Genomic DNA, 12375 nt, shown 5'->3' with positions numbered 1-12375 from the left:
CTGAGGGCCTATAGCTCAGTTGGTTAGAGCAGAGGACTCATAATCCTTTGGTCCACGGTTCAAGTCCGTGTGGGCCCACCAAACTCGAAAGCCGCGCACTGCGCGGCTTTTTTGTACCCACAAGAAGTCCGGTACACAAAGCCCATGGCATTTACGCCATGCATTTGGCGAAAAAAACGTCTACAGTTCACGCTTGCATGAGCCCATGCATACCCAGCGCAATGTCTTGTGCATTTTTGAGTTCGCGCCTTGGCGCAAGTAGCAGGTTATCGGTCGGATCGATAGAAAATCCACGTCGCACGAGTGTGTCGGGCTTGGTATTCGAGCCCCTTTACTGACCCACATTCGATATCGAGCGCTCATCAGGCCACATCGACGCCCCATGACGAATGACGCGCTATCAGATATCTTGAAATTCGGTATCGACTCCAACCACCGACAAGAATAAACAATCGATGCCATTGGCATGACCAACGGACACCTGATGAACGCAAGCGAAAAATATTTCATGATCGATAACAAACTTAGTCATGTGAACGGGTTCAATGAGTGTCACAACATCGAAACAGGAACTGTTTTCATTATTGCCTCCGGCAGTTCCGCCAAAGACTTTCCCATTGAAGAATTCGCTCATGTTCCGATGATCACAATGAACGGGGCGGTCGCACTTTTCGAGGGCACCGCGATCCAGCCGTTTTTCTACGTTTGTACGGACATGAGCTTCCCGACTCAGCAGCCTGAATTATTTTCGCACGCGATGCAGATTAGCCAGCGAGTCGCCTTGTGGGAGGAGTACATCCGGCGAAACAGCATTCGAGCTCACGGCAAGCTATACGCGCTAAAGCCGGCAGCTAAACAATCCTGGGTCGATTCGATCTTCAAAAAGAACAACGATCTCGTACGCAGTCGTTCTATTTTTGGCCACCGAAGAAAGAGCATCGGGTTTAGCAAAAACCTCAGCGATGGCTTTTTTGACTCCCGCACCGTGGCTTATCTTGCTCTACAACTTGCCTACCATGCCGGTTTCACCAAGGTGATCCTGGTCGGAGTGGACTTACAACAATCCAGCGGTCGGTTCTATGAAACAGCTGACAGTCGCATATCCCCGTGTGAACTCGATCAACATTTCCACACCCGAATTCTTCCGTCATTGAAGTTGATGTCGAAAAAGGTCATGAACAAGCACTTCTCGGTCTACAACCTCTCTGGCAACTCTAGAATCCCCGACAGCGTGATACCCAATATAAAGATTCAAGAGGTCAGGGCCTTGGTCAAATGACCCGCACCATGCACGCGTTTCGCGTTTAAACCGCCCCATCGCACAACCCTTTACGGCTCACCCATCGGTAACATGCTCGCCCACCGAAATGTGCCGCCGGAGATGACCTTGCCTGATACCCGCCCTCCCATCCTCGACGAAATCGACCGCCAACTGATCGCGGCCTTGCAGATTAATGCCCGTGAAAGCGTGGCCATGCTCGCCCGGCAATTGGGGATTGCACGCACCACGGTGACGTCACGCCTGGCGCGGCTGGAAAAATCCCGAGTCATTACCGGCTACGGCGTGCGGCTCGGGCAACGGGTGGTCGATGGCGGCTTGCAGGCTTATGTCGGGATAACCGTGCAACCGCGCTCCGGCAAGGAAGTACTGCGTCGGCTCAGCGCCATGGCGCAGGTCCAGCAGTTGTGTGCGGTCAGCGGCGAATTCGATTACGTGGCCTGGCTGCGTACCGATTCACCGGAACAGCTCGACCAGTTGCTCGACCAGATCGGTAGCGTCGACGGCGTAGAAAAAACCACCACTTCGATCATCCTCAGCAGCAAGATTGACCGCGGCCAGCCAGTTTGATCGATCAGCTCGTCACATTGCACAAACAACATGCAGAACGACGACACATTGCGTCTTATTAACGTGCTCTACGCTCCCTAGAATGGCGACAGTCTTTTCCTATACTCAGCACCGAGTGCGAGTCGCCAGTAAGGTCAGCCATGAACAAGAACAATCGCCATCCTGCAGACGGTAAAAAACCAGTCACCATTTTCGGCCCGGACTTTCCATTCGCCTTTGACGACTGGATCGAGCACCCGGCTGGCTTAGGCAGTATTCCTGCGCACAACCACGGTGCAGAAGTGGCGATTGTCGGCGCAGGTATCGCAGGTCTGGTGGCCGCTTACGAGCTGATGAAACTGGGCCTCAAGCCGGTTGTGTACGAAGCGTCGAAAATGGGCGGCCGCTTGCGCTCCCAGGCGTTCGAAGGCGCTGAAGGGATCATCGCCGAGTTGGGCGGCATGCGTTTCCCGGTGTCGTCCACTGCGTTCTATCACTATGTCGACAAGCTCGGTCTTGAGACCAAGCCTTTCCCTAACCCGTTGACCCCAGCTTCCGGAAGCACCGTCATCGACCTGGAAGGACAGACCCATTACGCACAGAAACTCGCCGACCTTCCTGCACTGTTCCAGGAAGTGGCCGACGCCTGGGCGGATGCACTGGAAGACGGCTCACGCTTTGGCGAGATCCAGCAAGCGATACGCGACCGCGATGTGCCACGCCTCAAAGAACTGTGGAACACCCTTGTTCCGCTGTGGGATGACCGGACCTTCTACGACTTCGTCGCCACCTCCAAAGCCTTCGCCAAGCTGTCGTTCCATCACCGCGAAGTGTTTGGCCAGGTCGGTTTCGGCACCGGCGGCTGGGACTCGGACTTCCCGAACTCGATGCTGGAAATCTTCCGCGTCGTCATGACCAACTGCGACGACCACCAACACCTGGTAGTCGGCGGTGTGGAACAGGTGCCGCTGGGCATCTGGCGCCATGTGCCCGAGCGCTGCGCTCACTGGCCGGAAGGCACCAGCCTTAGCTCGCTGCACAACGGTGCGCCACGCACCGGGGTCAAACGCATCGCGCGCGCCGCGGATGGCCGTTTCAGCGTGACCGATAACTGGGGTGACACCCGCGAATACGCCGCTGTGCTGACCACCTGCCAGAGCTGGCTGCTGACCACTCAGATCGAGTGCGAAGAGTCGCTGTTCTCGCAAAAAATGTGGATGGCCCTGGACCGCACCCGGTACATGCAATCGTCGAAAACCTTTGTGATGGTCGACCGGCCGTTCTGGAAAGACAAAGACCCGGAAACCGGTCGCGACCTGATGAGCATGACCTTGACCGACCGTCTGACTCGCGGCACCTACCTCTTCGATAACGGCGACGACAAGCCAGGCGTGATTTGCCTGTCATATTCGTGGATGAGCGACGCGTTGAAAATGCTTCCGCAACCGATCGAGAAACGCGTGAAGCTGGCACTGGATGCCCTGAAGAAGATCTATCCGAAAGTCGACATCGCCGCGCGCATCATCGGCGACCCGATTACCGTGTCTTGGGAAGCCGACCCGCACTTCCTCGGTGCATTCAAAGGCGCCCTGCCCGGCCACTATCGCTACAACCAGCGGATGTACGCACACTTCATGCAACAAGACATGCCCGCCGAACAGCGTGGGATTTTTATCGCTGGCGACGACGTCTCGTGGACACCGGCGTGGGTCGAAGGCGCGGTACAGACCTCGCTCAACGCGGTATGGGGCATCATGAATCACTTCGGCGGTACAACCCACGTCGAAAACCCAGGCCCGGGCGACGTGTTTCATGACATCGGCCCGATTGCCCTGCCCGAGTAAGAGGAGTCCGAAATGCGCGTAGCTCTCTACCAATGCCCGCCGCTACCGCTCGACGTTGCCGGCAATCTGCAACGCCTGCAAAAACTCGCGACGGAGGCCAAAGGCGCCGATCTGCTGGTGTTTCCGGAGATGTTCCTGACCGGCTACAACATCGGTGCCGAAGCAGTTGGCGCATTGGCCGAGGCGCAAGACGGTACTTCAGCGCAGTACATTGCGAGCATCACCAAGGCCTCCGGTATCGCCATTGTGTATGGCTACCCGGAGCGCGCCGAGGACGGGCAGATCTATAACGCCGTGCAGTTGATCGATAGCCGGGGCCAGCGTCTGGCCAACTACCGCAAGACTCATCTGTTCGGCGAACTCGATCATTCGATGTTCAGCGTTGGGCCGGATGAGTTTCCATTGGTGGAGCTCAATGGCTGGAAGCTGGGCTTTTTGATCTGCTACGACCTGGAGTTTCCGGAAAACGCCCGGCGCCTGGCGCTGGCCGGCGCCGAGCTGATTCTGGTGCCGACGGCGAACATGATTCCCTACGACTTCATCGCCGATGTCACCGTGCGTTCGCGGGCCTTCGAGAACCAATGTTACGTGGCGTATGCCAATTACTGTGGGCACGAAGGCGAGATCCACTACTGCGGTCAAAGCAGCATCGCCGCACCGAATGGCAGTCGCATCGCCCAGGCCGGCCTGGATGAAGCGCTGATCATTGGTACGCTGGATCGGCAGTTGATGCTCAACTCTCGCAACGCCAATCGCTACTTTCTCGATCGTCGGCCAGAGCTCTACGGCGAGCTGAACAAGCGCAGGCCCTAGGTTTTCGCTAGCATGAGCACTTCTTAAGTAGCGGAAGTGCTCATGCCTGCGCCGACCCACCTTATCCCTCACATCGAAACCCTGGCCAACGGCCTGCGGGTTTCACTTCGTCATGCGCCCGGTTTGAAACGCTGCGCCGCGGCTTTACGGGTTGCCGCCGGCAGCCACGATGCGCCGCTGGCCTGGCCTGGGCTGGCGCACTTTCTTGAACACTTGTTCTTTCTCGGCACCGAACGCTTTCCTGCTGACGATGGCTTGATGGCCTACGTGCAACGTCACGGCGGGCAACTGAACGCCAGCACCCGCGAGCGCACCACCGACTTCTTCTTCGAACTGCCGCCTCAGGCCTTCGCCGGAGGGCTTGAGCGTTTGTGCGACATGCTCGCCCACCCGCGTCTGAATCCGGACGATCAGTTGCGTGAACGGGAAGTACTGGAAGCTGAATTCATTGCCTGGTCTCAAGATGCTGAAGCGCAACGACAGGTCGCATTGTTCAGCGGGCTTTCGCCAGATCATCCATTGCGCGGTTTCCATGCCGGCAATCGCGACAGCCTCGCAGTGCAGCAGCCTGAGTTTCAACAGGCCCTAAGCACGTTCTATCAGCGTTTCTACCAGACCGGTCAAATAACTCTGAGCCTCGCCGGTCCGCAGTCTGTGGATGAATTGCGTAGCCTGGCCGAGCGCTTGAGCAGCGACTTCGCCGTCGGTGAGCAGCAACCGCAAAGCGCCCCACCCGCGCTGATGACAACGGCAAACAGAAGTTATCAACAGGCTGACGAACGCCGACTCAATCTGCTATTTGCATTCGAAGCCTTGCCGAACGCATCCCGTGAAGCACTGGATTTTCTCTGCACCTGGCTGAATGCGTCGAAACCGGGAGGTTTGTTTGCCGAGTTACGCCATCGCCAATTGATCGACAGCCTGAAGGCGGCGCCGCTGTACCATTTCGCCGGGCAAGCGCTGCTGCAGGTCGAGTTCAACCTGACGGCCAGTGCCGCAACGCAGACCGGGATAATCAGCGAACTGCTCGGCGATTGGCTGAGCTTTTTCGCCGACCATGCTGATTGGTCTGAACTGCGCGAAGAATATGCCCTGTTGCAACAGCAAAAACGTCAGGCCAGCAACGCCTTGACGCTCGCCCGACTGGATAGCGAGAAGTTGGAGCCAGAACTCTCAGAGTCGGGTGTGATTGCCCTCAAGGCGATCTTGCAGCAGATGAATCCGACACCTGTGGATAACTTGAATGTCGTCTGGCAACTGCCACCCTCCAATCCGCTCCTGCGTTCGGCCGAAGCGCCAGCACCAGCCGGTTTGATCCGTGGACAAACCAGCGCTCATCGCGGCTTGCGCACGTTTGCCCAGGATCGCACGCGCAGTCGCCGTGAACGCTCACCCATGCAGTTCAGCCCGGCACTGGCGGACGATAGCGGCGAAGCGGCGGTTTGCCTGCGTTGGCGCCTCGAGTCCGCACCACCAGCCAATCTTCAACCGACACTGGCCCGTAGTCTGCAAGGCCTGCGCGATGACGCCAGTCAGGCGGGCGTCGAGCTGTCCTTCAGCGAAACGGGCAATCAATGGTTGCTGAAAATCAGCGGACGGCATGAGCCGATGCCGGCGATTCTCGAACAGGCGCTGCTGTGTCTGATGAAACCCGTCGCCGATGCCTGGCTCAATACCGAATCGCCAGCGCCGCTGATCGCGATCCGGCAATTGCTTAAGGTGTTGCCGGCACATTGCCTGAGACAGGATTCGCAGCCGACATCGCAGCCTGCCGGAGCTGATGCCCTACAGCAATTCTGGGCCACTGCTCGCTGGGATGGATTGGCCGCAGGTCTACCGGCGACCGTTCAAACAGCGATCACCCGCGCCTTGAGCCGCGTGCCTGGCATTCCCGTCAGCGAGATGACCGCGCCCGTCTCCATTGCCGGCCAGCACCTCTGGAGCGAAGTACCGAGCAACACCAACGAGCATGCGCTGCTGCTGTTTTGTCCGACGCCCACTCAGGAACTGACTGACGAAGCCGCATGGCGCCTGCTGGCGCAACTCTGCCAAACACCGTTCTATCAACGTCTGCGGGTCGAACTGCAATTGGGCTACGCGGTGTTCAGCGGTGTCCGTCAGATCAACGGACAAACCGGGCTGCTGTTCGGCGTGCAATCACCGAACGCGTCGGTGAAAGAGATTCTCGAACACATCGAAGCCTTCCTGAAGCAACTGCCCGAACTCATCTCGACGCTTGATGAAGCGTCCTTGATCAATCAACGCCAGACCCTGGCCGAACAACTCGACGGCAATGCCATGCCGCTTGCCCAGGCCTTTGAACTGCTGTGGCAGGGCAAACTGGGCGGCCATTCGTCGGATTACCTGTCGCAGTTGCAACAGGCCGTTTGGTTGTTGGATCGCGCAGCTTTGCTCGACGCAGCAAGGCACTTGATACATGCAGCAGGTGGCCGCCGATGCTTGGCTACCGATACCTGCCCGGATGGCACCTGGCAACCGACAGTCCGATCATTACCTGGGCTGTAATGGGCTTTCTTCGAGAGATGTCTCCAATTTGCAGAAACGTTTCAGTAACATAGCCTGGCAAGCCTCTGGACATCTCCTGCAGGAGGTGGACTATAGGTATAGAGTGAATTTTCTCACGAGCCTGAAGGAACGTTTTTTATGACTTGGTCCAAACCTGCTTACACCGACCTGCGTATCGGCTTTGAAGTCACCATGTACTTCGCCAGCCGTTGATACTGCCCTTGGGTAGAACATGCGGTACAACGCCTCGGCCCGTCCGGGGCGTTTTTATTTTTAGCGTTGAAGTGATGGAGCAACCATGTTTGTCCAGATTCTAGGTTCCGCCGCCGGCGGTGGTTTCCCGCAGTGGAACTGCAACTGCGTGAACTGCGCAGGTTTTCGCGACGGTAGCCTGCGGGCCGAGGCGCGTACCCAGTCGTCTATCGCGATTTCCGATGACGGCGTGAACTGGGTCCTGTGCAACGCCTCGCCGGACATTCGCGCGCAGCTCCAGAACTTCGCCCCGATGCAACCGGGCCGCGCCCTGCGTGACACCGGCATCAGTGCAATCATCCTGATGGACAGCCAGATCGACCACACCACCGGCCTGTTGAGCCTGCGCGAAGGCTGCCCGCATCAGGTCTGGTGCACCGACATGGTCCATGAAGACCTCAGCACCGGCTTCCCGCTGTTCACCATGCTCACCCACTGGAATGGCGGGTTGAACTGGAACCGCATCGAGCTCGACCAGAGCTTCAGCGTCCCGGCCTGCCCGAACCTGCGTTTTACCCCATTGCCACTGCGTAGCGCCGCACCGCCCTACTCGCCGCATCGCTTCGATCCACACCCGGGCGACAACATCGGGTTGATCGTCGAAGACCTGCAAACGGGCGGCAAGTTGTTCTATGCGCCAGGGTTGGGCAAGGTCGATGCGCCATTGCTGGAGATCATGGCGGGCAGCGATTGCTTGCTCGTGGACGGCACGCTGTGGGACGACGATGAAATGCAGCGCCGTGGCGTCGGCACCCGCACCGGCCGGGAGATGGGTCATCTGGCACAGAACGGCCCCGGCGGCATGCTCGAAGTGCTGGAACAACTGCCACAGCAGCGCAAAGTACTTATCCACATCAACAACACCAACCCGATTCTCGATGAGGACTCGGCCGAGCGCGCCGAACTGGTTCGACGCAATGTTGAAGTGGCCTACGATGGCATGAGTATCGAGTTGTAAGAAATGGCCCCTTCGCGAGCAGGCTCGCTCCCACAGGGGTCCGAATCGGACCCGACTTTCTGTGCACAGCAGGTCTACTGTGGGAGCGAGCCTGCTCGCGATGAGGTCGGCAACAACACCCCATATCTACGGTTGTTCCCCCGGAGAACCGAAATGACTGACACACCACTCTCCCCCGCCGAGTTCGAACAGGCGCTTCGGGCGAAGGGCGCCTACTACCACATCCATCACCCGTATCACGTGGCGATGTACGAAGGCCGGGCGACCCGCGAGCAGATCCAGGGCTGGGTCGCCAACCGTTTCTACTATCAGGTGAATATCCCGCTCAAGGACGCTGCGATTCTGGCCAACTGCCCGGACCGTGAAGTCCGTCGCGAGTGGATTCAACGCCTGCTCGACCACGACGGCGCGCCCGGTGAGGACGGTGGTATCGAAGCCTGGTTGCGCCTCGGCCAAGCCGTTGGCCTGGACCCGGACCAACTGCGTTCCCAGGAACTGGTGTTGCCCGGCGTGCGTTTCGCGGTGGATGCCTACGTCAACTTCGCCCGCCGGGCCAATTGGCAGGAAGCCGCCAGCAGCTCGCTGACCGAACTGTTCGCACCGCAAATCCACCAATCGCGCCTGGACAGTTGGCCGCAGCATTACCCGTGGATCGATCCGGCCGGTTATGAGTATTTCCGCACCCGGCTGGGTCAGGCACGGCGCGATGTCGAGCACGGTCTGGCGATCACCCTGCAGCACTACACCACGTATGAAGGCCAGCAGCGCATGCTGGAAATTCTCCAGTTCAAACTGGACATCCTTTGGAGCATGCTTGACGCCATGAGCATGGCTTATGAACTGAACCGCCCGCCTTATCACAGCGTGACCGAGCAACGGGTCTGGCATAAAGGGATCGCCTTATGAGTTTCGACCGCAGCAAGACCCCGCGCTGGCGTCCCGGCTACCGCTTCCAGTACGAACCGGCGCAAAAAGGCCATGTGCTGCTGTACCCGGAAGGCATGATCAAACTCAACGAAAGCGCCGCGCTGATTGGTGGCCTGATCGACGGTGAGCGTGACGTCGCGGCGATCATTGCCGAACTGGACGCCCAGTTCCCCGGCGTACCCGAGCTCGGTGACGACATCGAGCAATTCATGGAGGTCGCCCGTGCAGAGCACTGGATCGAGCTTGCCTGAATCAGAGGCGCTGCCATTGCCGCCCAAACCCGAGATCGGCCTGCCGCTGTGGCTACTCGCCGAGCTGACCTACCGTTGCCCGCTGCAATGCCCCTACTGCTCAAACCCGCTGGACTTCGCCGAACAAGGCAAAGAACTCAGCACCGAGCAGTGGCTCAAGGTGTTTCGCGAGGCACGGGAAATGGGCGCGGCGCAGCTGGGTTTCTCTGGCGGCGAACCGCTGGTGCGCCAGGACCTCGCCGAGCTGATCGCCGAGGCTCGAAAACTGGGCTTCTACACCAACCTGATCACCTCGGGGATTGGTCTCACCGAGCAGAAAATCAGCGACTTCAAGAAGGCCGGTCTCGATCACATCCAGATCAGTTTCCAGGCCAGCGATGAACAGGTGAATAACTTGTTGGCCGGTTCGAAAAAAGCCTTCGCCCAGAAGCTGGAAATGGCCCGTGCAGTGAAAGCCCACGGCTACCCGATGGTGCTGAACTTCGTAACCCATCGGCACAATATCGACAAGATCGACCGCATCATCGAGCTGTGCATTGCCCTTGAGGCCGACTTCGTCGAGCTCGCCACCTGCCAGTTCTACGGCTGGGCCCAGCTCAACCGCGTCGGCTTGCTGCCGACCAGGGAACAGCTGGTGCGCGCCGAGCGCATCACCAACGAATACCGGGCCAAACTCGAAGCCGAAGGTCACCCGTGCAAGCTGATCTTTGTCACCCCGGACTACTACGAGGAGCGCCCCAAGGCCTGCATGAATGGCTGGGGCAGCATTTTCCTGACCGTGACTCCGGACGGCACCGCCCTGCCTTGCCATGGCGCACGACAGATGCCAGTGCAATTCCCGAACGTGCGCGATCACAGCATGCAGCACATCTGGTACGACTCGTTCGGCTTCAACCGCTTTCGCGGTTACGACTGGATGCCCGAGCCGTGCCGATCCTGTGACGAGAAAGAAAAGGACTTCGGCGGCTGCCGTTGCCAGGCCTTCATGCTCACGGGTGACGCGAGCAATGCCGACCCGGTGTGCAGCAAGTCGGAACATCACGGCGTGATCCTCAAGGCCCGCGAAGAAGCCGAGCACGCTACCCAGACCATCGAACAATTGGCCTTTCGCAATGAACGAAACTCACGCCTCATCGTTAAAAGCTGAACCCTTGAGCGCACTCAAAGCCGTAGAGGCCGGTGTCGATTTCACTGATTTGTCCGTTGGCGCTCAAGGTTTGTTCTGGAATGAGTACCGTCCCGAAGATGGCGCTTGCCGAATCTGGCACTGGCGCGACAACACCGCCCATTGCCTGACCCCGCCGGGGTTCAGCGCGCGCAGTCGAGTCTATGAATACGGTGGCGGATCGTTTTGCCTTAGCGATGACGGCGTGGTCTTCGTCAACGAGACGGATCAGCAGTTGTATCGGCAATCGTTGGCCGGTGAAATGCCGCAGGCGTTGACCGTGGGTGAATGCCGTTACGGCGATCTGCAATTTGCCGGCGGGCAGGTACTCGCCGTCGAAGAACAAGGTGATCAGCATCGCCTGGTGGCCATTGATCCGGCAGACGGCAAACGTCAGCTGTTGGCCGAAGGCGCAGACTTCTACTCAGCGCCGACCTTGAGTCCGGATGCCGGGCGGTTGGCCTGGATCGAATGGAGCCGGCCGCATCAACCCTGGACCGCGACACGCTTGATGGTCGCCGAACGCGATGCCAACGGCGCTTTCGGCCGGCCGCGCTGCGTAGCGGGTGACGCGTCTGAAGAGTCCTTGCAACAACCTCGCTTCGATGATGCCGGCCGCCTGTATTGCCTGACCGATCGCGCAGGATTCTGGCAGCCGTGGGTCGAAACCGGATCAGGCTTGCAGCCGTTGCCCAGCAGTGACGCCGATCATGCGCCGGCACCGTGGCAACTTGGCGGTTGCACCTGGTTACCGCTTGGCGAAAAGAACTACCTGGCGAACTGGACCGTGGAGGGTTTCGGGCGCCTGGGGCTGCGCTCTGGTGATTCCATTGAGGATTTCACCGGCGATTACAGTCGCTTCCGAAATCTGGCGCTGGACCAGGAGTCTGTTTACTGCATCGCAGCTTCGCCGGTCAGCCCTTCCGCGGTGATCGCCATCAACCGTAAAAGCCATCAAGTCCGGGTGCTGGCGGGCGGAGTGGCACCGCAGCCCGCCGAGCATATCAGCCAGCCGCAAACACTGCGCTACCCCAGCGGGGCCGGCGAGGCCCATGGTTTCTTTTATCCGGCCATGACCGATGTCGCCAAACCACCGCTGCTGGTGTTTATTCATGGCGGGCCGACATCGGCGTGCTACCCGATGCTCGATCCGCGAATCCAGTACTGGACACAACGCGGCTTCGCGGTTGCCGACCTTAACTATCGCGGCAGTAGCGGTTACGGTCGCGCCTATCGGCAGGCACTGCACCTGAGCTGGGGCGAAGTGGATGTCGAAGACGCCTGCGCCGTGGTCGCCTACCTTGCCGGGAAAGGTTTGATCGACGGCGATCACGCGTTCATTCGTGGTGGCAGTGCCGGCGGTTACACCACGCTCTGCGCGCTGGCATTTCGGGACGTCTTCAGCGCGGGCGCCAGTTTGTACGGCGTCAGCGACCCGGCTGCCCTGAGCCGCACCACCCACAAATTCGAAGGTGACTATCTGGACTGGCTGATCGGCGATCCGCAGCAGGATGCCGAGCGCTACGTCGCCCGCACACCGCTGCTGCACGCGAGTGAAATCCGCGTGCCAGTGATCTTCTTTCAAGGCGAACTCGACGCTGTGGTGGTGCCACAACAGACCCGCGATATGGTCACGGCCCTGCAGGCCAAGGGCATTCCCGCACAGGCCCATTACTACCCGGAGGAACGCCACGGCTTTCGCAAGGCCAATAATCAGGCCCATGTGCTGGAGCAGGAATGGCGTTTTTATCGCGAGGTGATGGAGCAGAAGAACGCCTGACTGCAGGCGGGGGACAGAATGTCTTGAAAAG

Annotated in this window: 11 protein-coding genes and 1 tRNA gene; all 12 read left to right on the top strand. The window is 59.2% G+C overall.

Features of this window, described 5'->3' with window-relative positions:
• The first annotated feature begins 4 nt into the window (after positions 1-4).
• The 12 genes from AC1DHT_RS02095 (at position 5) to AC1DHT_RS02040 (ending at position 12344) form a co-directional block, all read left to right on the top strand.
• Positions 5-81 (top strand) — tRNA-Ile (locus AC1DHT_RS02095).
• A 385-nt stretch (positions 82-466) separates the two neighbouring features.
• Positions 467-1279, top strand: coding sequence for a lipopolysaccharide biosynthesis protein (locus AC1DHT_RS02090; protein WP_427545649.1), 813 nt, complete (start codon positions 467-469; stop codon positions 1277-1279).
• 108 nt (positions 1280-1387) lie between these two features.
• On the top strand, positions 1388-1849 hold the full coding sequence (locus AC1DHT_RS02085; RefSeq protein ID WP_427545647.1) for an Lrp/AsnC family transcriptional regulator: 462 nt from the start codon (positions 1388-1390) through the stop codon (positions 1847-1849).
• Positions 1850-1989: 140 nt separating this feature from the next.
• The gene (locus AC1DHT_RS02080) at positions 1990-3672 is read left to right on the top strand and encodes a flavin monoamine oxidase family protein (RefSeq protein ID WP_427545645.1); all 1683 of its coding nucleotides are present in this window, start codon (positions 1990-1992) and stop codon (positions 3670-3672) included.
• 12 nt (positions 3673-3684) lie between these two features.
• Complete coding sequence (locus tag AC1DHT_RS02075) at positions 3685-4485, top strand: carbon-nitrogen hydrolase family protein (RefSeq protein ID WP_427545643.1); 801 nt, start codon at positions 3685-3687, stop codon at positions 4483-4485.
• A gap of 42 nt (positions 4486-4527) precedes the next feature.
• Entirely contained in the window at positions 4528-7011 is a 2484-nt protein-coding gene (gene pqqF, locus AC1DHT_RS02070; protein ID WP_427545641.1) for a pyrroloquinoline quinone biosynthesis protein PqqF, read from the top strand.
• Between the two features lie 138 nt (positions 7012-7149).
• A complete protein-coding gene (pqqA, locus tag AC1DHT_RS02065) occupies positions 7150-7224 on the top strand; it encodes a pyrroloquinoline quinone precursor peptide PqqA (protein WP_003194766.1) in 75 nt (24 codons plus the stop codon).
• An 85-nt stretch (positions 7225-7309) separates the two neighbouring features.
• On the top strand, positions 7310-8221 hold the full coding sequence (pqqB, locus tag AC1DHT_RS02060; RefSeq protein WP_427545639.1) for a pyrroloquinoline quinone biosynthesis protein PqqB: 912 nt from the start codon (positions 7310-7312) through the stop codon (positions 8219-8221).
• 153 nt (positions 8222-8374) lie between these two features.
• Complete coding sequence (gene pqqC / locus AC1DHT_RS02055; protein ID WP_103315901.1) at positions 8375-9127, top strand: pyrroloquinoline-quinone synthase PqqC; 753 nt, start codon at positions 8375-8377, stop codon at positions 9125-9127.
• Positions 9124-9399, top strand: a complete 276-nt coding sequence (pqqD, locus tag AC1DHT_RS02050) for a pyrroloquinoline quinone biosynthesis peptide chaperone PqqD (protein WP_427545637.1) — start codon at positions 9124-9126, stop codon at positions 9397-9399. The genes pqqC and pqqD overlap by 4 nt, the downstream gene beginning before the upstream one ends.
• Entirely contained in the window at positions 9371-10546 is a 1176-nt protein-coding gene (pqqE, locus tag AC1DHT_RS02045; protein ID WP_427545635.1) for a pyrroloquinoline quinone biosynthesis protein PqqE, read from the top strand. The genes pqqD and pqqE overlap by 29 nt, the downstream gene beginning before the upstream one ends.
• Positions 10512-12344 carry a S9 family peptidase gene (locus tag AC1DHT_RS02040; RefSeq protein WP_427545633.1) on the top strand — a complete coding sequence of 611 codons (1833 nt, stop codon included), beginning with the start codon at positions 10512-10514 and terminating at the stop codon, positions 12342-12344. Before pqqE ends, AC1DHT_RS02040 begins: the two co-directional genes overlap by 35 nt.
• Positions 12345-12375 lie beyond the last annotated feature (31 nt).

Source organism: Pseudomonas sp. 05N432, from assembly GCF_056396945.1.
This window is presented reverse-complemented; position numbering and strand designations above follow the sequence as displayed.